Source organism: Pseudomonas sp. FW305-7, assembly GCF_058786735.1.
Genome location: NZ_JBYSZA010000033.1, coordinates 15,477 through 38,207, shown reverse-complemented (window position 1 = coordinate 38,207; position 22,731 = coordinate 15,477). Strand labels below are relative to the sequence as shown.

Sequence of the window (22,731 nt, the reverse complement as noted above, 5' to 3'; positions counted from 1 at the left end):
CTCAGACAGCCGCTTGCGCCAGCGCCCGGGCATTCTGCAAACGCCGGGTGAGCATCGCGACGCATACCACCAGCAGACCGCACAGGCTGATGACCATGGCCATCGGCATGGCGCTGCCGTCGTGCAGAATCCCCACCAGCGAAGCAGCACCGGAAGCCACGCTGAACTGCAGACAGCCCATCAGCGCCGACGCACTGCCGGCCCGCGCCCCCTGGCCGTTCATTGCGCAGGCCGCAGCGTTGGGCAGGATGCAGCCGAGGCTGGCGATGCAGATGAACAACGGAATCAGTAACGGCCACAACGCTTCGGTATGAAGCGCGCTGACCGCCAGCAGTGTCAGCCCCGCCAACAGATACACCCACACCGCACGCGCCAGCAGAAACGCCGGACCGCGCTTGGCCAACAGCCGTGCATTGACCTGCGCCACCAGAATGAAACCTGCCGCGTTGGTGCCGAACAGCCAGCCGAAATGCTCGGCCGGCACGCCATAGAGTTTGATGAAGACGAAAGGTGAACCGGCGATGTAGGAAAACATCCCGGCGACGGCAATGCCGCCGGTGAGGGCGTGGCCAAGAAAGACTTTATCCTTGAACAAGCGCCCGTATTGGCGCAACGCGCCGGACAATGGTTGGCGTGGCATATGCGCTGGCATGCTTTCCGGCAAGCCAAGTGCAACGGCGAGCCCCGCCAACGCACTGAAACCGGTCAGCACCAGGAAGATCGACTGCCAGCCTGTGGTGTTGACCAGCAGCCCGCCGAGCATAGGCGCCAGAATCGGTGCCAGGCCCATCACCAGCATCAACTGCGAGAAGACTTTCGCCGAACCCACCGCATCGCATTTGTCGCTGACCACCGCCCGCGCAATCACCATGCCCGCACAGCCGCCCAGCGCTTGCACGAAGCGTGCGCCGATCAGCCATTCCAGGTTCGGCGCATAGGCACAGGCCAGAGAGGCCAGCGTGAACAGCGCCAGACCGGTGAGCAGCGGAATCCGTCGCCCGAAGCGATCCGCGACCGGGCCATACAACAGCTGCCCCATGGACAAACCGAGGAAATACGCCGCCAGGGTCATCTGCACGTGTTTTTCGTCGGTGCCGAACGCCAGCGCCATGGACGGAAAGGCAGGCAGATAAAAGTCGATGGCCAACGGCCCGAAGGCAGTCAAGGCACCGAGAATCAGAATGGTACGGAAGTTCATCAGGCATCCAGGTTGGCAAGTCGGCAGCCCGACAGTCTAGCCGCGCCCGAACGCCTTGAACATTCCGATAGCTCGCTAACAATTAAAAATCTGACAAACCACAACTTGCTCCCGCTGGGGCGCGCAGCGGCCCCGATTTATATCCAGGCCAGAAACAATGGGCCTGCTGCGCAGTCCAGCAGGAGCAAACTCCCTAGCCACAGGGATTTGTATCAGGCCAGTTTCACTGCGTAGCCTTCTTCGCTGATGACTTCGATGACCTGCTCAGCACTCAGCGCACTTTCGACGCCGACTTCCTTGGCCGCCAGATCGACGCGCACACTGGCCGCCGGATCCTTGGCCTGTAAGGCGTTGGTGATGGCTTTGACACAGTGACCGCAGGTCATGCCTTCAACATTGAACACTTGCATGCAAATGACTCCTTTTGAGTGAGGTTGCCGGCAGTTTCGAGCTTGCCACGATGGCAAGGTCAAGTTCTTGAATAAACTGCCGGGCTGGCAATCGGCGCCGCGCTCGGCCAAGCTGCGTGCATCAATGACATAAATTCAGGAGATTCAGCCATGCGCTGGTCAGCTTTCAGCCTGTTTGGCTTCCTCGGCCTGTTTGCCGCTATCCCTCAGGTGCAAGCCGCCGGCGAGGATTATGGCGTGCTGATCATTTCCCGCGAGCGCCTGGAAGTAGCGACGTCCTGCGAGATCGGTGTTTACATTCAGGATCAACTGTCGGCGCGCCTGTTTCAGGAGCAAAGCACCTCATTCAATCTGCCGCCGGGCAATGTCTCGCTACGGCTTAAACTGCTGCCGGGGCAAATGCCGGGCTGCAACCCGGGCATGCTCGCGCCGGGTTCGCAGGAGATCAAACTGCATGCCGGCGAAATCCTGAAGTTCCGAATCGCGATGAACCAGGAAGGCATGTACTTGAAGCGCACCGATCTCGGCTACTAAGCAAATCCCCATGTGGGAGCGGGCTTGCTCGCTCCCACATTGATTGATGGTGCCTCAAAGATTGGCGCTTGACCTTGCCCGCATGGCAAGGTTGATCCTGTAGGCAACTTCTACAGGGAGCGTGACCGATGTCCGAATCCATCACTTTCGATCTGCCGATTGCCGGCATGACCTGCGCCAGTTGTGCCGGGCGTGTCGAGCGGGCCTTGAGCAAAGTCAGCGGCGCCAGTGCCGTCAGCGTCAACCTCGCCACCGAGCAGGCCCGCGTGCAGGCGCCCGGCGACAGCTTGCCGGCGTTGATGGACGCGGTTGAGCGCGCCGGTTACAGCGTGCCGCAACACACCCTCGAATTGAAAATTGATGGCATGACCTGCGCCTCCTGCGTGGGTCGCGTCGAGCGCGCCCTGAACAAAGTCGCCGGGGTGAAAAGCGTCAGCGTCAACCTCGCCAATGAACGCGCGCACCTCGAACTGCTCGGCCAGATCGACGCGCAAACCCTGCTCGATGCCGTCAGCAAGGCCGGTTATTCGGCCAGCGTCTGGCAAGCCGAAAACCCACCCACCGATAACCAGCAACAGCGCCTGAAGCACGAGCGCTGGGCTTTGATCTGCGCGATCGCCCTCGCCCTGCCGCTGGTCTTGCCGATGTTGCTGCAACCGTTCGGCATTCACTGGATGCTGCCCGCCTGGGCGCAATTCGCCCTCGCCACGCCAGTGCAATTCATCTTCGGTGCACGGTTCTACGTGGCGGCGTGGAAAGCCGTGCGCGCCGGGGCCGGCAACATGGACTTGCTTGTCGCCCTCGGCACCAGCGCCGGTTATGGCTTGAGTCTTTATGAGTGGGCGACTGCCGCCGGGCGCATGCCACATCTGTATTTCGAAGCGTCGGCGGTGGTGATTGCCCTGGTGCTGCTCGGCAAATACCTCGAAAGCCGCGCCAAACGCCAGACCGCCAGTGCCATCCGCGCCCTTGAAGCCTTGCGGCCGGAACGGGCAATTCAGGTGATCGACGGCCGCGAACAGGATGTCGCCATCAGCGCCCTGCGCCTCAACGACCTTGTTCTGGTCAAACCCGGCGAGCGCTTCCCGGTCGACGGTGAAGTGCTGGAGGGTCAGAGCCACGCCGACGAAGCCTTGATCAGCGGTGAGAGTCTGCCGGTGCCGAAACAACCGGGGGACAAAGTCACCGGTGGTGCGATCAACGGTGAAGGTCGCTTGCTGGTGCGCACCACCGCACTCGGCGCGGAAAGCGTGCTGGCGCGGATCATTCGTCTGGTCGAAGACGCTCAAGCGGCGAAAGCACCGATCCAGAAACTGGTGGATAAAGTCAGCCAGGTGTTCGTGCCGACCGTGCTGGTCCTGGCCCTGGCAACGCTGATCGGTTGGTGGCTGTACGGCGCACCGCTGGAAACCGCGTTGATCAACGCCGTTGCGGTTCTGGTGATCGCTTGCCCTTGCGCCCTCGGTCTCGCCACGCCGACGGCGATCATGGCCGGCACTGGCGTGGCGGCGCGGCACGGCATTCTGATCAAGGACGCCGAAGCACTGGAACGCGCCCATGAAGTCAGCAGCGTGGTGTTCGACAAGACCGGCACGTTGACCTCCGGCACCCCGCGCATCGCGCATTTGAGTGCCGTCAATGGCGATGAAAATACGCTGCTGAAATTGGCCGGGGCCCTGCAACGCGGCAGCGAGCATCCGCTGGCCAAAGCGGTGCTGGACGCAGCCGCTGAGCGAAATCTGCCTGTGCCGGATATCAGCGACAGCCAGTCACTGACCGGTCGTGGCATCGCTGGCACGCTGGACGGTCGGCGTCTGGCCCTTGGCAATCGGCGGATGCTGGAAGAAAGCGGATTGAGTGCAGGCAACCTCAGTGAATCTGCCAAGGCATGGGAAGCCGAAGGCCGAACCCTGTCGTGGCTGATCGAACAAAGCCCCGAGCTGCGTGTACTGGGTTTGTTCGCCTTCGGTGACACCTTGAAGCCGGGCGCACTGCAAGCCGTACAACAACTCGCCGCACGCGATATCCACAGCCATTTACTGACCGGCGACAATCGCGGCAGTGCGCGCGTGGTGGCCGAGGCCCTTGGCATTAAAAACGTTCACGCCGAAGTCTTGCCGGCAGACAAAGCCGCCACCGTCGCCGAACTGAAGAAAACCGGTGTCGTCGCCATGGTCGGCGACGGCATCAACGATGCTCCGGCACTCGCTGCCGCCGACATCGGCATCGCCATGGGCGGCGGCACCGACGTCGCCATGCACGCAGCGGGCATCACGCTGATGCGCGGTGATCCACGGCTGGTGCCGGCGGCGCTGGAGATCAGCCGCAAGACCTACGCGAAAATTCGCCAGAATCTGTTCTGGGCCTTCGTCTACAACCTGATCGGCATTCCGCTGGCGGCGTTTGGCTTTCTCAACCCGGTGCTGGCCGGTGCGGCGATGGCGTTGTCGAGCGTCAGCGTAGTGAGCAATGCGCTACTGTTGAAAACCTGGAAACCCAAGGATCTGGAGGAGCACCGATGAACATCGGCCAAGCGGCCCGGCACAGTGGCCTGAGCGCGAAAATGATCCGCTACTACGAGTCGATCGGTTTGCTCAAAGCGGCCCATCGCACCGACAGCGGTTATCGGGTCTACGGCGATGATGACTTGCACACACTGGCTTTTATCAAGCGTTCGCGCGATCTCGGCTTTTCTCTCGAAGAAGTCGGCAAACTGCTGACGCTCTGGCAGGATCGCCAGCGGGCCAGCGCCGATGTGAAGGCGCTGGCGCGGCAGCACATCGACGAGTTGAACCAGAAGATCCGCGAACTCGGCGAGCTACGCGACACCTTGCAGGATCTGGTCGAGCATTGTCAGGGCGACCATCGCCCTGATTGCCCGATCCTCAAGGAACTGGCGTCGGGCTGCTGCGCACAACCAGCCCGCGCCTGAGCGCCAGCCCTTTCACCGTGAGCAGGGTACCGAGGGGAATGCCGTGGAACAGCATGACCACGGCACCCGGTGTCCACCACTCGTAGAACGGCGCGGCGATCAACATACCGACGCCGAATCCGGTCATTTGCAGCAGCGTCAGGAAACTGAAAATCGGCAGGCGCAGGTGTTCCGGTTCGCGTTGCAGCCGTGACATCAGGCCGACTTCTGAGAAGCCGTCACCCAGCCCGGCCGGCAAGGAAAACAACAGCAATCCGTAGAGACTGTGCTGCTGAAACATCAGGATGAAACCGCAGGACATCAGCGCCACACCGAAGAAGAACCGCCGCTCGAGATGGATGTTGTCCGAGCCTTTCAGGCGGCTGGCGATTCGTGCACCGAGCAGTTTGCCGCTGGCCCATACCGCCAGCATTAGGCCCAGCGTGGTGCTCGCCGACTCGGGCGAGAGCAGTTTCGAGATGATCGGAAAACCGACGTTGTGCGCGGCGCTGCCCAAGGTGTCGGCCATCGTCACGGCGAGCATGGCGGCAATCACCGGCGCACTGCGCAGGCCTTGCTTGAGGGCCGACCATTCGCCGCGCTCGGGCTCGGTGTTGAGGGTCGGAGCGTCGAAACGCAGCGGCACAATCAGTAATGCAGCCAGCAAATAGGTCAGCGCGTTCAGGGCGAACACCGTTTCGAAGCCAAAACCCGCTACCAGCAACCCCGAGACCAGACTGCCGCCGACCATCGCCGCCGAAGAGGCCGAAGTGATCCACGCGTTTGTTTTCAGCAACTGCGACGGCTCGATCAACCTGGGCAACTGGCTGTTGAGACCGATGGCGAACATTGAGTTGCCAAAGCCCAGCCCGAAGGCAATCAGCGGCAACAGCAGCGCTTGCTGACTGACCGGCACGATCAGCAACAGACCAAGCACGCCAGCGCGCAGCAGATCGAATGCAATCAGCGGCAAACGCCCGCTCCAGCGCCGATAGAACCGCGTGCCGATCAGACTGGCGAAAATCCCGCCGCCGACGCGACTGGCGAGGAAAATGCCGACGCTCATGGCGCTGTTGCTCAGCAGATAGACGTACGTGGCCAGCGCAACCATGTTGAGGAAAGCGCCGAAATCGGAGATCAGTCGGGCGGTGATGATCAGGTAGGCGTTGCGGGGGGTGGTCACATTCAGTCCTTGAGTGTGGATTAGAGCGGTGGACAGTAGACGCTTATTCGACAGGATCTAAAAGCCCCTCACCCTAACCCTCTCCCAGTGGGAGAGGGGACTGATTGGGGAATATTTGAGAGGTACACCGACCTGATCGTGCTTTGCCGAATCCTTAATCGACTCGGTGTTTCAGGTCGATGTCTAGCGCCAGACAACTCGCTCGGCTCCCTCTCCCTGGGGAGAGGGCTGGGGTGAGGGGCTGCAATATCACAGGCATATACAGACAGCACCCATAAAAAAACCCGGCCGAAGCCGGGTTTCTCTTTACACGATCACTGCATCCATGGCGGAGGCGGTGGCTCGTCCGACTTGCCCTTGGGCTCGTCATCTGCCGCACGAATCGCCTGCTTGCGCTCTTCGTCCAGCCGCGCCGCTTCGATCTCGCGCAGCACCCCGCCGACATCGGCCAGGTCCTCCGGATCGTCGAACTCACCGGTCAGCACACTGTTCGGATGCAAGGTGCCGGCTTCGTACAACGCCCACATTTCCTTGGCGTACTTGGTCGTCTTCAGCTCTGGCGCAAAACGGCCGAAGTATGAGGCCATGTTGCCAACGTCACGCTCGAGCATGCTGAACGCGTGGTTGTTGCCCGCTGCATCGACTGCTTGCGGCAGGTCGATGATGACCGGGCCGGTCGGTGTCAGCAGCACGTTGAACTCGGAGAGGTCACCGTGCACCAGACCGGTACACAACATCAGCACGATCTGCGAAATCAGGAACGCGTGATACTCGCGGGCCTGATCCGGCTCCAGCACCACGTCGTTCAGACGCGGCGCGGCGTCGCCGAATTCGTCGGCCACCAGTTCCATCAACAATACGCCATCGAGGAAGTCGTACGGTTTCGGCACGCGCACACCGGCACCGGCCAGACGAAACAGCGCCGCCACCTCGGCGTTCTGCCAGGCATCCTCGGTCTCTTTGCGACCGAACTTGGAGCCTTTGGCCATCGCTCGGGCCTGTCGGCTGTTGCGAACCTTGCGGCCTTCCTGATACTCGGCCGCCTGGCGGAAACTACGTTTGTTCGCCTCCTTGTAGACCTTTGCGCAACGTAACTGATTGCCGCAGCGCACCACATAAACAGCTGCTTCTTTACCACTCATCAGTGGGCGCAGCACTTCGTCGACCAGACCGTCCTCGATCAGGGGTTCAATGCGTTTTGGAGTCTTCATCAGCTTTTATTGTGGGTCCTTTATTACCAAACACGCGAATGTCACTCGTTATACGGCAATCCTCGCGTCTCGGGGAGGGGTTGCCGACCTGTGAACCTTGAGAATGCACACACTGTGCCGAAAATCTGACCGCGGCGAATCATAGCCGAGGCGGTGGTGAATGTAGCTGATCGGTGTTGAGGGCATTTGCGACAGAATCTGACATTGGCCTGTAAGCGTCCTTGAGCACGCCCGCATAAACCTGTGGGAGCTGGCTTGCCAGCGATGGCGATATCCCAGTCAATAAAAATATTGAATCTGATGGCCTCATCGCGGGCAAGCCCGCTCCCACAGGATCCGATTTATCTTTCAATGATGGCAGTGACGCCTTGGCCGCCCGCGGCGCAAATCGAAATCAGCCCCCGGCCCTTGCCCGCCGCATCCAGCAACTTCGCCAGATTCGCGACAATCCGCCCACCCGTCGCGGCAAATGGATGCCCCGCCGCCAGTGAACTGCCTTTGACATTAAGCCGGCTGCGGTCGATCGAACCCAACGGCGCATCCAGCCCCAGACGGGTTTTGCAGTATTCAGGATCGTCCCAGGCCTTGAGGGTGCACAAAACCTGCGCAGCGAACGCCTCATGAATTTCGTAGTAGTCGAAGTCCTGCAACGTCAGCCCGTTACGCGCCAATAAACGTGGCACCGCGTACACCGGCGCCATCAGCAGGCCCTCGGCACCATTGACGAAATCCACCGCCGCCGCTTCGCCGTCGCGCAGGTAAGCGAGGATCGGCAAGCCGCGCTCTTTCGCCCATTCCTCACTGCCGAGCAAAACCACCGAGGCGCCATCGGTGAGCGGCGTGGAGTTGCCCGCCGTCAGCGTACCTTTGGCGCTTTTTTCGAAGGCCGGTTTCAGCGACGCGAGTTTTTCCAGGGTCAGGTCCTGGCGCAGATTGTTGTCGCGGGTCAGGCCGAGGAACGGCGTCATCAAATCGTTGTGCCAGCCTTCGCTGTAGGACGCGGCCAGTTTGTGATGGCTTTCCAGGGCCAGTTGATCCTGCTCTTCGCGGGGAATCTGCCAGGTCTGCGCCATCAGCTCACAGTGCTGGCCCATCGACAGGCCGGTGCGCGCTTCGCCATTGCGCGGGAATTCCGGGATCAGGTGCTGGGGGCGCAGTTGCAGGAAAGTTTTGAGTTTGTCGCCGGTGGTCTTGGCGCGGTTGGCTTGCAGGAGGATCTTGCGCAGGCCCTCGCTGACGCTGATCGGCGCGTCCGAGGTGGTGTCGACGCCGCCAGCAATGCCACTGTCGATCTGGCCACGGGCGATTTTGTTCGCCACCAGCAGCGCCGCTTCCAGGCCGGTGCCGCAGGCTTGCTGGATGTCATAGGCCGGGGTGGTCGGAGACAGGCGCGAGCCAAGTACGCATTCGCGGGTCAGGTTCATATCCCGTGACAATTTAAGCACCGCGCCCGCCACGACCTCGCCGATGCGCTGGCCGTGCAGGTTGTAGCGTTCGATCAGGCCTTCGAGGGCGGCGGTGAGCATCGCCTGATTGCTGGCGGTAGCGTACGGTCCGTTGGAACGGGCGAAAGGGATACGGTTACCGCCGATGATCGCGACGCGGCGCAGCTGACTCATGAAAAGCTCCTTTTTAGATGTCCAGGTTCACATAGAACCCTGTGGGAGCTGGCTTGCCAGCGATGGGGCCGGCACATCCAACACCTTCAGTGGCAGACAGTCCGCCATCGCTGGCAAGCCAGCCCGCACAGGGTCAGTGGTCTACTCTGCTGTTCTAGCGTAGGCCTTATTGCGTGGATCGAACGATTGTTTGCCATTGGCAGTCCACACTTTGAACCCCAACATTTGGAGAGCGTTCCATGTCTGACCGCTATATCGACTTTGCCAACTCGTCCATCGGCCATCGTCTGGTCGGGGCTCTGGGCCTGCCGTCGCCGGTGCGACTGGAGCGCTGGCAGGCCGGACGCCTGCGGCCGGTGGAGGGTGCGCTGCTGATCGGCGGCGGGCCGCTGGCCGAGCGCGTCAGCGCCTTCGCCAATCGCTTGACCGAGGGGATTTACCGCTACGGCGAGCAACCGGCGAGCGCTACCGAATGGATTCCCGGCCTTGGTCCGAAACTCAAGGCTGTGGTGTTCGACGCCAGCGATCTGCAACAGACCGATCAGCTCAAACAGCTGCGCGAGTTCTTCCAGCCGCTGATGAAAAATCTTGAATCCAGCGCCCACCTGGTGATCCTCGGTCGCGCCCCGGAAACCCTGAGCGATCCGTTCGCCGCCAGCGCACAACGGGCGCTGGAAGGGTTCTCCCGTTCGCTGGCCAAGGAGTTGCGCAGCGGTGGCACGCTGCAATTGATTTATGTCGGTGACGGTGCCGAAGATCAGCTGGAAGGCCCGCTGCGGTTTTTCCTTTCGCCGAAAAGTGCTTTCGTTTCCGGACAGGTGATTCGCCTGACCGCGTGCGCGACGCCGGTCACCGACTGGACGCGACCACTGGCCGGGCGCAAGGCGCTGGTCACCGGCGCAGCGCGCGGCATTGGCGCTTCGATTGCCGAGACCCTGGCACGCGATGGCGCCGAGGTCATCCTGCTCGACGTGCCGCCGGCCAAGACTGATCTTGAAGCCCTCGCCGCACGCCTCGGCGGGCGCAGCATCACCCTCGACATCTGCGCCGAGGACGCTGCCACGCAACTGATCGAACAACTGCCGGACGGCCTCGACATTCTGGTGCACAACGCCGGGATCACTCGCGACAAGACCTTGGCCAACATGACCCCGGAATTCTGGGACGCGGTGCTAGCGGTCAACCTCAATGCGCCGCAAGTGCTGACCAAAGCCCTGCTCGACAGCGGCACGCTGAAAGACAACGCGCGGGTGATCCTGCTCGCCTCGATCAGCGGTATCGCCGGTAATCGCGGGCAAACCAACTACGCCGCGAGCAAGGCAGGCTTGATCGGCCTGGCCCAAGCGTGGGCGCCGACACTGCTGGAACGCGGCATCAGCATCAACGCCGTGGCGCCGGGATTCATCGAAACGCAGATGACCGCGCACATTCCTTTCGGCCTGCGTGAGGCCGGACGACGCATGAGTTCGCTGGGCCAGGGCGGCTTGCCGCAAGACGTCGCCGAGGCCGTGGCTTGGCTGGCGCAACCGGGCACCGGCGCGTTCACCGGGCAGGCGCTGCGGGTCTGTGGACAAAGTGTTCTGGGGGCTTAGGCATGAGCATCGAATGGCACACACTGGACCGCGAACCAAGCCTGACCGGGCTATATGCGCGGGCGGCGACGCGACGCAAGATCACTGGCACGCAACTGCCCGACAGCGGCTTGCGCTGCTGGGTCGACGTCGATGGCAAACGCCTGGCGGACTATCGCAAGGTCTGCGGTTTTACCGACGACGGTCTGCTGCCGCCGACTTATCCACACATCCTCGCGTTTGCCTTGCAGATGCAGTTGCTCACGGCGAAGGACTTTCCGTTTCCGCTGCTGGGCCTGATTCATTTGAGCAACCGCATTCGCGTGCTGCGGCCGATGGGCGCGATCAGTCGCGCGCAAGTCAGCGTGCGCGTGAATAATCTGCAAGCGCATCCCAAGGGCGCGACGTTCGATCTGCTGACCACGCTGGATGATCAGCTCGGGCCGTTGTGGGAAGCCGAAAGTCAGATGCTCTGTCGCGGGGTAAAACTTGACGGTGAAGCCGTCGAACAGCATTGGCAGCCATCGCAAGCGCTGACGGAAGTGGCCCATTGGAAGGCGCCGGCAGACATTGGCCGGCAATACGCCAAGGTGTCGGGAGACTACAACCCGATCCACCTGAGCGCGGCGAGCGCAAAGTTGTTCGGCTTTCCCACGGCCATCGCCCACGGCTTGTGGAACAAGGCCCGCACACTCGCGGCGCTGGCGGATCATTTACCCAAGGCCAATCTGGAGATCGCGGTGCACTTTCGCAAACCGGTGCGATTGCCGAGTGAGGTGACGTTGCTGGCCAGCGAAGCGGGATCCAGTGGCGAATTGCGGCTGGTGGGGGCGGGGGATCTGGAGCATATGGTGGGCAATTGGCAGCCGATTGCCTGAATCCAGAAGTGGGTGATGAAAACAGAATTTGTGTGAAGGAATCTCTGTGGTGAGGGGATTTATCCCCTCACCACAAAAGCTCCCTGTCACCACAAGGTTTTCAGCGCCCGGGAAATAGGGGCCGACCTGTAAATTGTGTATATATCACTTAAGTTTTTCCGCACCTTGACCACCTCTTCGACAAACACCTGGCCTTGATTCTCAAGGCTTTTTTTTGCGCGTCTATATCTTGGGTATTAGTCCTTAGGCGCTGCGCATCACCTTATATATAAAGGCGTTAATACCAACTTGAGAATGGCCTGGAACCTGCCCTTGGACTGAGATTGACACAACGGACGGAGGCATCACCGGCGATAGACCGGGGAGCCATCGAAGACAACGAACGTTGTAACAGGTGCAAGGAATCTCGATCATGAAAACTCAAGACGTGTGGTGCAAATCAGCAATCGCTCTGGCATTGATCCTCTCCCTCGGCCTCACCGGTTGCAGCAGTGGCGGTGGCGGCCATAAAAGCAGTTCTGGGAGTTCTTCTCCCGCCAGCAGCGCAGGAACCGATGGCTCCGGCGGCACGGGTGGCACTGATGGGACCGGCGGCGGCACCGCTGGAACGGGTGGGACCGGTGGCACTGGCGGTACCGGTGGCACAGACGGCACTGCAGGCACTGGCGGTACGGGCGGAACGGGAGGCACCAATCCAACCAACCCGACTAATCCGACCAACCCGACGGATCCAACCAATCCAACGAACCCGACTGATCCAACCAACCCGACCAATCCAACTACTCCGTCACTGGTAACCACCACCCTGGTGCAGGATGTGGGCAAAACCGTCAGCGGCGTCGGCGATGGTGTCGGTCAGATTGGCGACTCCTTGAGCACCGTGCCTGTAGTCGGTGGCGTAGTGCAGAGCGCGGCGAACACCACCGGCAACGTCGTCACCACGCTAGGCGATGGCATTGCCAATGGCGTCGGCAAACTGGCGACCGACCCTAAAGGCCTGACCACCACCGTGGCCTCGGTCGGCGGAGTTGTTACCGATGTCGGCAACGGCGTGTCCGACCTCAGCGGCAAACTGGCAACCGCCACCGGCAGCGTTCCCGTGGTCGGCGGCGTGGTCACCAAAGTGGCACCATTGCTCGACGGCGTTGGCGAGAAAGTCACCATGCTCGGCGATACCCTCGACACCACGCTGACCAATGGCCCAACCAGCCAATTGACCAATAAAGTCGGCGCCAGCCTGGTCCCGGTGATCGCCATGGTTGAAAGCACCACCGGCAAACTCGGCGCTACCACCGGCCTCGGTGATCCGCTCAAAGGCGTGATTTCGCAAGTCGGCGGCACCGTGAACGGTTTGGGCGGCAAGGTCACCGCTGCTGGCAATGGCAACGCCGTGACCAACACCCTCGGCGGTGCCGTGAGCAACGTCGGCACAGCGGTTGGCAAGGCGGGTGGGCTGGTGTCGAACGGCACCGGCTCAGGAACTGGTGGCGGTATCGGCGGTGGACTGGGTGGCGGCCTCGGCGGCACGGGTCTGTTGCAAACCGTGGGCGGCGCCGTGGTTAACGTCGGCACAGGCTTGAACGCTGGCAATACCAACGGCGTGGTCAGTGCCGGTGGCGTTGCCGCAGGCGGACTGGGTAACACCGTCGCTTCGCTGAACACCGTGCTCGGCGGTTCGGGCTCACCGATTACTGCAACGACTTCGCCACTGGCCACTGTCGGCGCCACCGTCGGTGCTGGTCTGAATCCGGTCACCAGCGCCGTCACCAACGTGACCCAGCAAGTCGGCGCCGCTACTGGTCTCGGCTCGCCAGTCGCCGCGCTCACAGGTCAAGTCGGCGGTGCGGTCAGCAATCTGGGTGGCGCGATTGCCGCCACCAACAACCCGGTCACCACAGCCGTCGGAGGTCTGGTCAACAACGTCGGTGGTACCGTTGCAGCGGTTGGCGGCCTGGTCAACGGCGGCACCGGAACCGCAACCGGCGGCGGCACCACGGGCGGTCTGGGCGGAGTACTCGGTGGCCTGACCGGCGCCCTGGGAGGCAACAAACGCTAAATTGCACCTGGCCGATTCGACGGCCTCACATACAGCGCCTACGCTTGGTTGAGGGCGGAAGATTCCCACGAGTCTTCCGCTTTTTTCTTAGGAGAACCCAGCCCTGTGCTGTGATCTGACCATGGAGTGTCCTATGCGCGTTATGGCATCCCTGCTGTGCCTCAGTCTCAGTTCCGCCGCCCTCGCCGACACCCTCCCCAGCTTTCTCAACAGCAACGAAACCATCCGTAATCTGCCCGTGCCGAATTTGCCGGCCGACGCCTATCGCCCGGCTGCCGCGCCGTTGCAGGTGCCAGACCCCGGCGCAACTGCCGCGCAACCGTTGATGATGAGCACCAAGGTCAATCTCAAAACCGTGCAGATCGAGGGCGGCACGATCTATCCGCTGAACGAGTTGGCCGACAATTACAAACCACTGATCGGCCACGAAACCAGCCTCGCCGAGCTGATCGAAGCGACGCGCAACATCACCCGGCGCTATCAGCAGGACGGCTACCTGCTGTCCTACGCCTTTTTACCGCAACAGAACTTCGACGACGGCGTCGCCCGCGTCGTACTGGTCGAAGGTTACGTGCGGGATGTGCAGATGCAGGGTGATGTCGGCAGGGTCAAAGGCCTGCTCGACAAACTGGCGGCGAAAATCCAGGCCGAGCGGCCGCTGACCCGCAAGACGTTCGAGCGCTATACCACGTTGATGACGCGCATCCCCGGCGTGACGATCCAGGCACAAGTACCGCCGCCGGGCACCACCGATGGCGCCACAACGCTGGTCGCGCAAGCCAGCCGCAAACCGTTCACCAGCACGCTGAGCACCACTGAAGACAACCGCAACGGCACGCAAGCTTTACTCGGCGTGAGCAGCAATTCGCAGACGTCCATGGGCGAGCAATTGAGCCTCAGCGGTCTGTTTCCACCGGGTGACGACAAAGAACATTACTACCGCCTCGACTACAGCCAGTTCCTCGATAGCGAAGGTACGCAACTGGCCCTTTCCGCCTCCCGCTACCGTGCCGACCCCGGCACCAATGTGCTGCTCGACAATGGCCTGCAACTCAAACCGCACCGCGAAAACGACCGCTACTCGATCGGCTTCACCCTCCCCCTGATCGCGGCTTCCAACGAACTGCTGACCGCCGGATCGCGGCTGTACGCGGTCAATGACAAGACTCGCTACAACGTCATCGGTTACCCGCTGAGCGTCGAAGAACGCACCGACATCCGCGCCCTCGCTTTCGAGAGCGATTGGCGCAAGGCCGATGCCCGGCAATTGCGGATTCTCAGCGGTGGCGTGTACCAGGGCCTGGACAGCATGGGCGCGAAGACCAACAACAACGCCATCGACCTCGACTTCTTCCGGGTGCGCCTGTCCGGCGTGCAGAGCGACAAGTTCTTCGACAACTGGCAAGGCGTGCTGTCGGCCGCGTTGTACTGGAGCGACGACACCCTCCCCGACAGCGAACGCGCAGTGTTCGGCGGGCAGAATTTCGGGCGCGGTTATCCCGATGATCAGGCGTCGGGCGACAAGGGCTGGGGGGTGGCTTACGAGGTCAACTACAGTTTCAATCGCGACGGCAACTGGGTGCGCATCCTGCAACCGTACGTGGTGCTCGATCGTTCGCGCAGTTGGTTCAATGAATTGCCGGTGCAGGCCAACAACTTGTCGTCGGCGGCGGTGGGTTTGAGATTCGGCGACGCCAAGTACTACAACATTGCGCTGGAAGCGGCGAAGGCGATGTCGGATGAAGCGCTGGACACTTTCAATCGGCGGACGCGTTACAGCATCAGCTTCAGTTATCAGTTGTAGGGTGTCAGATAAATCTGTTGAGCTGACAGACCGCCATCGCTGGCAAGCCAGCTCCCACAGGTTGGAACGTATTCCAAATGTGGGAGCTGGCTTGCCAGCGATGAACGATCACGCGGTTATCTGATGGATCAGAACGCGTAACGCACCTTCGCCGTGAAACCATCGGAATCAAATCCGCTGGCCGTCACGTAGTTGTAGGCACCGCCGACACTCCACGCGCCCATCCGGTAGTTCGCGCCCAGGCCCAGTTCATAGCTGTCACGCACTGGCGTGGTGCCGCGGCTGGTGAACGAATCGCCGCCCTGTACAAACGAAGACTGCGTGGACACCTTGTCGCCAATCACGTCGTGCCAGGCCATCAGTTTCGCTTCAGGCTCAAGACTGCCTGCGCCGACTGCAAACGCAGCAGCCAGACGCGCGCCCATGCCCAACTCACCGACTTCGTAACGCTGGCTGCCGACATTCAGCGAGGCGGCGCTGCCTTTCTCGCGATACGCATCCATGCCCACGTTGGCGTAACGTGCGCCGACTTGCGGCTCCAGCACGACATCCGGCATCAGACGCAGGCTGTAACCGGCCAGGGCACTGACGCCAAACACATCACTGTCGTAATCACCCTTGGCGCGGGTGCCGGCGATGTAGCGCTTGGACTCGTTGTCGTTCCAGCCGTACATCAACGAGGTGTCGACGAACCAGTTGTCATGCACCCAGTTGCCGTAGACCGTCAGCGCGTGACCGGTGACTTTGGTCTTGCTGCCCAGGTCGGATTTCACGTCGGTATCGAGGTAGCTGTAAGCCAGGCCCAGCGTCGTGTCTGCGTTCAACTGGCCATCGGCACCCACGGCAATCCCGTGGCTGTCGGCGTCATAACCCGACACACCGCGGCGCTCGTCCTGATTGGCATCGCTGCTCAGGGCTTGCAGCCACACGCCTTTTTCGCTCGAACCGGTGGTATTGCGCGCGCGGCTGGAGCGTTCGTTGATCACGCCGGAGACCAGCGTCTGGCTGTTGGTGGCGGCGTGCAGCACGCCTCGGCTGACATCCGGGCTGAGGGACTCGGACAGACGCGCCAGTTGCGCATCGGTGCTGGCATTGGCGAAGGTCTGGAACACCGGATCCTGCTCGTCGATGCGTGACATCAGGCTGGTCAAATGTCCTGCCGCCGTTGCAGCGTTGTGGCTGCCACCGGCATCAAGCGTGTTTTCCGTCACCACTTCCTGCGACTTGGTGCTGACCAATGCCTTGATGTCGTTGCCTTCCACGCCATAGCTTTTTACATAGAGCAGCGCGGAGGTCGACTCGACGGCGAGGTTTTCCCCACCGACGAGATTGCCCGAACTGATCAAGGTGTATCGGTTGCCGGCGGCGGCGGTGCGGAAATCGCTGGAGCGCGCCTGCAACTGCAGGTGTCCGCCCGGTGCGATGTCGGTGGTGCCGCTGACCGTCAGAATCGGCCGGTTGATATCGGTGTCATTGCCGACCGACATCGCGATATTCGATTCGGCGTCTTCCATGTCCAGATTGCCGATGATCGTGGTGTGAGGCTGCACCAGACTCAACGTGGCCTTTTGAATGGCCACGTAACCGGACTTGATCAGCGAACCATCGAAGTCGACTTCGCCATCGACCGCCATCCCGGACAGGCCGAGCAAATTGCCTTTGATGTCGCCGCCCCACCAGTACAAATAACTGCGCCCATCGTCCACCTGGATGGCAGCCGTTCGGCCTTCGACCAGTCCCCCGCCGAGGGTGATATTGAACGAGCCTTGCGCGGCCGGCTGATTGCTCACATGGATGCCAATGCTTTCGCCGGAAATGGTGCCCATGTTGAAAATGCTGTCGGTACTGTCACTCGCCCTCGGCACAAACGCTGCGCCGTTCAATGACAGCCCTTCTGCGCCATTGCCGGTGGCCTTGATCGTCTTGACGTTGTAGATCGACGCTGATTGCCGGGTGTTTTCCATGTAAATGCCACGGGCATTGTTACCACTGACGATGATGTTGCCACCGAGGTCATTGTTCACACCGTTGCCGATGGTCGTGCCGATCAGCGAAATCCCTGTGGCGTTATTGCCGGTGACGGTGATAGTGCCTCTGTTGAGCAGGTGACGCGTGATCGGCATGTCCTTTAGCGCGATACCGGTCGAATCACCACTGTCGGCCAGACCATTGACGGTGATCGAGCCCTCGTGAATGAGGTTCGAACCGAGTCCGACCCAGGAAATACCCGCTGACTTTATATCGATCCCGACACCGTGGGTGGCACCATCAATGGTGATCGCAGCCTTGTTGGTCATCTCGACATTGACCCGCGATCCGGAAAACTGCGCGGCGCTGGTCATGGCCGACGGCGAAGTCTCCACAACGTTTATCGAGCCGACGAGATTGAGGAAGTCATACGTTTTCCTGACGCTGACCAATGGCCCGCCACTCAGATCGTAATTGAGCGTGGCGGCCAACGCAGTCGTGGCGTTGAAAGTGGCAGCAGCAACGGAAAGCGCCAATAACGAGCGACGCAGGCAAGAAGTGTTCACGCGAGATTCCCTTCCAAAACAGCAAATACGGTTTCAGCAGGGTTCACGCATTCACTTTGGCATCCCTACCGGCCCACCAGTTCATCTGATCCGGGCGCGGCGCAATCTACACGAGCCATCATTTCGACACCATTAAAATGTCAAAGCGATGGCGTCAATTTTTCGATAGCCCACTGCGGCGGCTCCGACGCAGAACGGCCAGGCAACAAGTATTGGGATGGCTGAAAGGGCCTCATCGCTGGCAAGCCAGCTCCCACAGGTTTTGCATCAGTCTTGAATCAGCGCATGACCTTGTGGGAGCTGGCTCGCCAGCGATGAACGATAACGCGGTAAAACTGCGGATCAGGTCTGCGGATCCACCCGGTCCAGCGCGCGGTTCACCGCCAGTTCGGCGAGCATGACAACCTGCTGGATGCCCAACACCGTGCTGCGCTGCGTGCCGCTCAGTTCATTGGCGAAGTTACTGGTCGCCGCGCTGGCACTGGCCAGCGATTCGCAAGCGTGGGCGAGCAGGCTTTCGGTGTCGACATTCGGATTGACGAGGAACATCGTGCTGGGTTGGCGGGGTTTGACGGGATTGGGGCAGAGGTAGAAATCGAGGGCGCGTTTGATGGCTTCGCGGTTTCTGGCCTGGTCCTCGGCGCGCAGGATTTCTTCGAGGGGGGTGGTGGTTTCGAGGGGTGGGTCGGGAATCAGTTTGTCCATTGCAACAGTTCTCCACAGTCTTCAGCGCAACCCCTTTGCCATTCTCACGGGGCAAAGAGGTGGCAGCTATATGCGGGGTGAGAATACCGGTTATGGACACCCGGCCAGACCGAAGTCTGCCCGCACACAGCCGCCATGACGCAAACCAACAGCGGATAGCTGGCGGCGATTATGCGTGCACAGATACTGAATGACCATAAGTTGCCGGGTTCTCACACCCGATCGCTGAGAGGTCAGCGACCGCCCAAGACTAGAGAGCGCACGTCCGACGGACAACCTGAAAACCTTGTGGGACAGTTCCGGAAATGCCACACATATTTAAACAACTGCCGATGGGATGGCTGGGCGGGCCTCGCTGGCAAGTCAGCTCCCACAGGTTTTGCATCAGTCTTGAATCAGCACATGACCTTGTGGGAGCTGGCTTGCCAGCGATGAACGATAACGCGGTAAACCTGCGGATCAGGTCTGTGGGTCCACCCGGTCCAGCGCGCGGTTCACCGCCAGTTCGGCGAGCATGACAACCTGCTGGATGCCCAACACCGTGCTGCGCTGCGTGCCGCTCAGTTCATTGGCGAAGTTGCTGGTCGCCGCGCTGGCACTGGCCAGTGATTCGCAAGCGTGGGCGAGCAGGCTTTCGGTGTCGACACTCGGGTTGACGAGGAACATCGTGCTGGGTTGGCGGGGTTTGACGGGGTTGGGGCAGAGGTAGAAATCGAGGGCGCGTTTGATGGCTTCGCGGTTTCTGGCCTGGTCCTCGGCGCGCAGGATTTCTTCGAGCGGGGTGGTGGTTTCGAGGGGTGGGTCGGGAATCAGTTTGTCCATGAAAAAGCTCCTGCTTGGCTGTTGGAGCCACCTCCCGATCGTTTCCACACGATAAAAAGGTGGCAGCTGTACGCAGGGTGGAAAACCGATAAGTAGGCAACCGGCCAGACCGAAGTCTGCCCACGCACAGCCGCCGCGACGCAGTTTGCAGACGAACGAAGACGTCGGCAACGATTACGGTGCTGATGCAGTGCATCTACTTAGAATTCAGGTTTCCACACCCGATCGCTGAGAGGTCAGCGACCGCCCAAGACTAGTGAGCGCACGTCCGACGGACAACCTGAAAACCTTGTGGGACAGTTCCGGTAAATCCACACATATTTAAACAACTGATGATGGGGTGACTGGGCGGGCCTCATCGCGGGCAAGCCCGCTCCCACAGGGGTCGTGTGCAAATTCAAGACTGATGCAAATCCTGTGGCAACTGGCTCCCCAGGTTCATGTGCAAACCCAAGACTGATGCAAATCCTGTGGGAGCTGGCTTGCCAGCGATGAACGATGACGCGGTAAACCTGCTGAAAAACTGTCAGCCCCCGCCCCCCGAGCCACTGTCGACCTTGCCGCCCTGCTCCTGATCGAAAAACTGCGGGATCTCGTGCTGATAGCTTTTCAGCCAACGCTGCATGGTCAGTTCACGCTCGGTCGGCGTGGCCGTTTGCATTTTCGGCGAGGCGACTTTGTTGCGGCCCTGCAGTTGCAGCCAGCCTTCGGTTTCCTGTTGCTGGGCCGAGGCCGGGCCGGCGTCGATGGCGTGGCTGGTCAGCGGCAGTGCCAACAAGCCCAGACAAAACATCGCGGTTTTCATCACAGTTCTCCTGACTTGAGCATCGCCGTGACAGCGACGGTGGCGCGACTCGGCGACTTGAGTTTTTCCGCGCGGCTCTGGGCCTCACTGAATTGCGCCGGGCTCAGACCGAGACGGCCGACCAGTTCGGCGGCGCGGGTCCAGTCGTCCTGATAGAGCAACAGCGTGACCAGATTCAGCGCCGCCAGTTGATCGCTCTGCTTGAGCTCCATGGCGGTGAGGAATTCGAAGCGTGCGTCTTCGATGCGCAACTGGTTGAGGTAAACCACGCCGAGGTCGTTGCGGATTTTTTCGTCGGTCGGCGCCAACCGTGCCGCACGTTGCAGGTGCGCTTGCGCCTGGCCGTAGTCGGATTTCGCTGCGGCGAGTTGGCCCAGACCATGCTCGGCCTCGGCAGCGAGGCAGGTGCCGAGCAGGCTGCGATACAACGGTTCGGCCTCGCTGCGCCCGAGCAGGCGATAGACCTTGGCCTTGCGCAAACGCACATCGGCAAGGTTGTCCGGCAGGCTTTGCAGGTTGGCCAGGCTGGCGTGCAGCTTGCCGTCATTGGCCATGTCATCGGCCAGGTTCAGCGACAGTTGCTGATCGGAACTCAACTTGCCGCAACTGGCGCTGTTGGTCAGCGCCTCCCACGGGTTCTGCCCGGTATTGGCGCAGCCACCGAGCATCAACAAACACATGCCTGCAATCATTGCTTTCATCACCACTCCTTCATGCACCCAACGCTTTCGCCAGGGCAGTGAAGCCCGGGCCGGCGAGGACAATCAATAACGCCGGGAAGAGAAACAGCATCATCACGACGGACATTTTCGCGGACATCTTCGAGATGTATTCCTGCAGACGCGTCAGGCGTCGGTCATCGAGCAATTGCTTGAGCGACAGCAGCGACTTCATCGCGCCGCCGCCCTGATGCAGCAGTTGCTGGAGGATCACGCAGGTGTCGGTGAACTCATCCACCGCCAGCAATTGCGTGGCCTTGTTCAGTTCTTCGCCCAGTTCAAGACCCGAGTCGACACGCGCCAGCACCAGACGCAGCTCCTGAGTCAGCACCGGCAGCAAGGCCTGACCCTCATGGCTGAGGACACGTAATGCCTGCTCCACGGCCATGCCGGATTCGAAGAGGATGCGCAGCAGCGGAATGAATGTGCCGATCTCGGTCGCCAGTTGTTTTTGCCGTCGGGCGACCGCAATCACCAGCAGTCGCTTGGGCAACAGATAGCCGACGCCGAGGGCGAACAACGGCGCGATCCACTGCTTTTCCACGGCGGGGAAAAACACCGATTGCAGCAACACCGTCAGCGCCAGCAGCAATAACGGTGAGCCGATCTGGCAGGCAGCGAACAACGAACGCTGGCGCGCGCTGCGCCAGCCCAGACGGTTGAGCAGGGCCTGGGTTTCATTGTCGAGTTTGACGCTGCGCTGGCCGACCTTGCTGTCGCCGAGCACTTGCAGCAGATTGCCGAAACGGTTTTCCCGCAGCAGGTCGCCCTCCAGTCGACGGCTGACTTGCCGGGTGCGGCGGCGCTGCTCCAACAGGCTGACCAGCAGCAACAGCGCGGCGCCGAGCAACAGCACGGCGCTGATCATCAGGGGCGTGCTCATAGGCTGCGCAGCATCCGCCAGAGTAGAAGACTGCCGATCACCTGCATGCCGAACGCCGTGGCCAGCATTCGCTGCCCGGACGGGTCGTGCCACATGGCGACCAGATAAATCGGATTGGCCATCAGGAAGTACCCGGCCATGATGATCGGCAACAAACCCAGCACCCAGGCCGTGAGACGGGTTTCACCGGTCATGGCGCGTAATTGGCGGGAGGCCTGATCACGCTCGCGGATCATCTTGATGAGGTTTTCCAGCAACTCGCTGGCGTTGCCGCCGTAGCGATGATTGACCTTGAGACCGAGGGCAAACAGGCGAAACTCATCACGCTCGTACAGCTCGGCCAGATCCGACGCGGCGTCCGGCAGGCTCACGCCCAACTGCACGTTACGCTGGACCCGGCCCATGGCGTCTTTGAGCGGATATTCGCTGGCCTCGATGCCACCCAGCACCGCATCGGCGAGGGTGCGCCCGGACTTCAAACTGCGCACGGTGTGATCGAGCAATTGCGGCAGTTGCTCGATCATGCGCCGCAACCGGCGCTGGTAGCGCCAACTGACATACACGCGCAATGCCAGCGGTGGCAGCACGAGCAGCACCAGCAGACCGATCCACCCCGCCAAGGCAAAACCGATGAGCACCGCGAAACCCCAGAGCAGCAGCCAGACACCGATGCGCTCGGTCGGCCGGCCCAGTCCGGCGCGCAAAAAGGCGCGTTCAAGACCGGCCCAGCGCGGCGAATCCGCGGTCAGTTGGGGTTGTCCCTGATTAAGCCGATCAAGCACCCGCTCGGCACCGCCCTGACGCCAGCCGGTGTAAAACATCCGCAACGACAGCCCGAGCAAGGCCAGACAAATCACGATCAGCAACAGCGGTTTGAGCATGCCGTAG

Annotated in this window: 19 protein-coding genes; 7 read left to right on the top strand and 12 right to left on the bottom strand. The window is 61.2% G+C overall.

Annotation, left to right across the window (positions count from 1 at the left end):
* Nucleotide 1 precedes the first annotated feature (1 nt).
* Nucleotides 2-1,198 carry a multidrug effflux MFS transporter gene (locus AC3WMT_RS27115; RefSeq protein WP_103306274.1) on the bottom strand — a complete coding sequence of 399 codons (1,197 nt, stop codon included), beginning with the start codon at nt 1,196-1,198 and terminating at the stop codon, nt 2-4.
* Nucleotides 1,199-1,410: 212 nt separating this feature from the next.
* The gene (locus AC3WMT_RS27110; protein WP_103306275.1) at nt 1,411-1,608 is read right to left on the bottom strand and encodes a cation transporter; all 198 of its coding nucleotides are present in this window, start codon (nt 1,606-1,608) and stop codon (nt 1,411-1,413) included.
* Between the two features lie 150 nt (nt 1,609-1,758).
* Here AC3WMT_RS27110 and AC3WMT_RS27105 point away from each other — a divergent pair, with 150 nt between their 5' ends.
* The 3 genes from AC3WMT_RS27105 (at nt 1,759) to cueR (ending at nt 5,074) form a co-directional block, all read left to right on the top strand.
* Nucleotides 1,759-2,142, top strand: coding sequence for a hypothetical protein (locus AC3WMT_RS27105; RefSeq protein ID WP_103306276.1), 384 nt, complete (start codon nt 1,759-1,761; stop codon nt 2,140-2,142).
* Between the two features lie 128 nt (nt 2,143-2,270).
* Nucleotides 2,271-4,664 carry a copper resistance metal-translocating P1-type ATPase CueA gene (cueA, locus tag AC3WMT_RS27100; protein ID WP_103306277.1) on the top strand — a complete coding sequence of 798 codons (2,394 nt, stop codon included), beginning with the start codon at nt 2,271-2,273 and terminating at the stop codon, nt 4,662-4,664.
* A complete protein-coding gene (gene cueR, locus AC3WMT_RS27095) occupies nt 4,661-5,074 on the top strand; it encodes a Cu(I)-responsive transcriptional regulator (RefSeq protein WP_096819703.1) in 414 nt (137 codons plus the stop codon). Before cueA ends, cueR begins: the two co-directional genes overlap by 4 nt.
* Here cueR and AC3WMT_RS27090 read toward each other — a convergent pair.
* From AC3WMT_RS27090 to AC3WMT_RS27080, 3 genes are all read right to left on the bottom strand, one after another.
* Nucleotides 5,028-6,236 carry an MFS transporter gene (locus AC3WMT_RS27090; protein WP_103306279.1) on the bottom strand — a complete coding sequence of 403 codons (1,209 nt, stop codon included), beginning with the start codon at nt 6,234-6,236 and terminating at the stop codon, nt 5,028-5,030. The genes cueR and AC3WMT_RS27090 overlap by 47 nt on opposite strands.
* A 314-nt stretch (nt 6,237-6,550) precedes the next feature.
* On the bottom strand, nt 6,551-7,447 hold the full coding sequence (locus AC3WMT_RS27085; RefSeq protein ID WP_103306280.1) for a PA4780 family RIO1-like protein kinase: 897 nt from the start codon (nt 7,445-7,447) through the stop codon (nt 6,551-6,553).
* Between the two features lie 341 nt (nt 7,448-7,788).
* A complete protein-coding gene (locus AC3WMT_RS27080; RefSeq protein WP_103306281.1) occupies nt 7,789-9,066 on the bottom strand; it encodes an acetyl-CoA C-acetyltransferase in 1,278 nt (425 codons plus the stop codon).
* A gap of 239 nt (nt 9,067-9,305) precedes the next feature.
* Here AC3WMT_RS27080 and AC3WMT_RS27075 point away from each other — a divergent pair, with 239 nt between their 5' ends.
* From AC3WMT_RS27075 to AC3WMT_RS27060, 4 genes are all read left to right on the top strand, one after another.
* On the top strand, nt 9,306-10,658 hold the full coding sequence (locus AC3WMT_RS27075) for a 3-oxoacyl-ACP reductase (protein ID WP_103306282.1): 1,353 nt from the start codon (nt 9,306-9,308) through the stop codon (nt 10,656-10,658).
* A 2-nt stretch (nt 10,659-10,660) separates the two neighbouring features.
* Nucleotides 10,661-11,515 carry a MaoC family dehydratase gene (locus AC3WMT_RS27070; RefSeq protein ID WP_103306283.1) on the top strand — a complete coding sequence of 285 codons (855 nt, stop codon included), beginning with the start codon at nt 10,661-10,663 and terminating at the stop codon, nt 11,513-11,515.
* A 412-nt stretch (nt 11,516-11,927) separates the two neighbouring features.
* A complete protein-coding gene (locus tag AC3WMT_RS27065; RefSeq protein WP_103306284.1) occupies nt 11,928-13,571 on the top strand; it encodes a collagen-like triple helix repeat-containing protein in 1,644 nt (547 codons plus the stop codon).
* A 133-nt stretch (nt 13,572-13,704) separates the two neighbouring features.
* The gene (locus AC3WMT_RS27060) at nt 13,705-15,375 is read left to right on the top strand and encodes a ShlB/FhaC/HecB family hemolysin secretion/activation protein (protein WP_103306285.1); all 1,671 of its coding nucleotides are present in this window, start codon (nt 13,705-13,707) and stop codon (nt 15,373-15,375) included.
* Between the two features lie 128 nt (nt 15,376-15,503).
* Here AC3WMT_RS27060 and AC3WMT_RS27055 read toward each other — a convergent pair whose 3' ends face one another.
* From AC3WMT_RS27055 to AC3WMT_RS27025, 7 genes are all read right to left on the bottom strand, one after another.
* Nucleotides 15,504-17,909, bottom strand: a complete 2,406-nt coding sequence (locus AC3WMT_RS27055) for an autotransporter family protein (RefSeq protein WP_103306286.1) — start codon at nt 17,907-17,909, stop codon at nt 15,504-15,506.
* A 342-nt stretch (nt 17,910-18,251) separates the two neighbouring features.
* Entirely contained in the window at nt 18,252-18,614 is a 363-nt protein-coding gene (locus tag AC3WMT_RS27050; RefSeq protein ID WP_103306287.1) for a DUF6124 family protein, read from the bottom strand.
* A 459-nt stretch (nt 18,615-19,073) separates the two neighbouring features.
* Nucleotides 19,074-19,436: a DUF6124 family protein gene (locus AC3WMT_RS27045; protein ID WP_103306288.1), complete on the bottom strand. Its 363-nt coding sequence runs from the start codon at nt 19,434-19,436 to the stop codon at nt 19,074-19,076.
* A gap of 526 nt (nt 19,437-19,962) precedes the next feature.
* Nucleotides 19,963-20,241, bottom strand: a complete 279-nt coding sequence (locus AC3WMT_RS27040) for a DUF3613 domain-containing protein (RefSeq protein WP_103306289.1) — start codon at nt 20,239-20,241, stop codon at nt 19,963-19,965.
* Nucleotides 20,241-20,942: a tetratricopeptide repeat protein gene (locus AC3WMT_RS27035; protein ID WP_103306290.1), complete on the bottom strand. Its 702-nt coding sequence runs from the start codon at nt 20,940-20,942 to the stop codon at nt 20,241-20,243. Before AC3WMT_RS27035 ends, AC3WMT_RS27040 begins: the two co-directional genes overlap by 1 nt.
* Before the next feature lie 10 nt (nt 20,943-20,952).
* Nucleotides 20,953-21,843: a type II secretion system F family protein gene (locus AC3WMT_RS27030; RefSeq protein WP_103306291.1), complete on the bottom strand. Its 891-nt coding sequence runs from the start codon at nt 21,841-21,843 to the stop codon at nt 20,953-20,955.
* Nucleotides 21,840-22,724, bottom strand: a complete 885-nt coding sequence (locus AC3WMT_RS27025) for a type II secretion system F family protein (RefSeq protein WP_103306292.1) — start codon at nt 22,722-22,724, stop codon at nt 21,840-21,842. Before AC3WMT_RS27025 ends, AC3WMT_RS27030 begins: the two co-directional genes overlap by 4 nt.
* Nucleotides 22,725-22,731: the final 7 nt, after the last annotated feature.

Coding starts and splice junctions, on each gene's coding strand:
- AC3WMT_RS27115 (WP_103306274.1), bottom strand. CDS start 1,198: ATGAACTTCCGTACCATTCTGATTCTCGGTGCCTTGACTGCCTTCGGG.
- AC3WMT_RS27110 (WP_103306275.1), bottom strand. CDS start 1,608: ATGCAAGTGTTCAATGTTGAAGGCATGACCTGCGGTCACTGTGTCAAA.
- AC3WMT_RS27105 (WP_103306276.1), top strand. CDS start 1,759: ATGCGCTGGTCAGCTTTCAGCCTGTTTGGCTTCCTCGGCCTGTTTGCC.
- cueA (WP_103306277.1), top strand. CDS start 2,271: ATGTCCGAATCCATCACTTTCGATCTGCCGATTGCCGGCATGACCTGC.
- cueR (WP_096819703.1), top strand. CDS start 4,661: ATGAACATCGGCCAAGCGGCCCGGCACAGTGGCCTGAGCGCGAAAATG.
- AC3WMT_RS27085 (WP_103306280.1), bottom strand. CDS start 7,447: ATGAAGACTCCAAAACGCATTGAACCCCTGATCGAGGACGGTCTGGTC.
- AC3WMT_RS27080 (WP_103306281.1), bottom strand. CDS start 9,066: ATGAGTCAGCTGCGCCGCGTCGCGATCATCGGCGGTAACCGTATCCCT.
- AC3WMT_RS27075 (WP_103306282.1), top strand. CDS start 9,306: ATGTCTGACCGCTATATCGACTTTGCCAACTCGTCCATCGGCCATCGT.
- AC3WMT_RS27070 (WP_103306283.1), top strand. CDS start 10,661: ATGAGCATCGAATGGCACACACTGGACCGCGAACCAAGCCTGACCGGG.
- AC3WMT_RS27065 (WP_103306284.1), top strand. CDS start 11,928: ATGAAAACTCAAGACGTGTGGTGCAAATCAGCAATCGCTCTGGCATTG.
- AC3WMT_RS27060 (WP_103306285.1), top strand. CDS start 13,705: ATGCGCGTTATGGCATCCCTGCTGTGCCTCAGTCTCAGTTCCGCCGCC.
- AC3WMT_RS27050 (WP_103306287.1), bottom strand. CDS start 18,614: ATGGACAAACTGATTCCCGACCCACCCCTCGAAACCACCACCCCCCTC.
- AC3WMT_RS27045 (WP_103306288.1), bottom strand. CDS start 19,436: ATGGACAAACTGATTCCCGACCCACCCCTCGAAACCACCACCCCGCTC.
- AC3WMT_RS27040 (WP_103306289.1), bottom strand. CDS start 20,241: ATGAAAACCGCGATGTTTTGTCTGGGCTTGTTGGCACTGCCGCTGACC.
- AC3WMT_RS27035 (WP_103306290.1), bottom strand. CDS start 20,942: ATGAAAGCAATGATTGCAGGCATGTGTTTGTTGATGCTCGGTGGCTGC.
- AC3WMT_RS27030 (WP_103306291.1), bottom strand. CDS start 21,843: ATGAGCACGCCCCTGATGATCAGCGCCGTGCTGTTGCTCGGCGCCGCG.
- AC3WMT_RS27025 (WP_103306292.1), bottom strand. CDS start 22,724: ATGCTCAAACCGCTGTTGCTGATCGTGATTTGTCTGGCCTTGCTCGGG.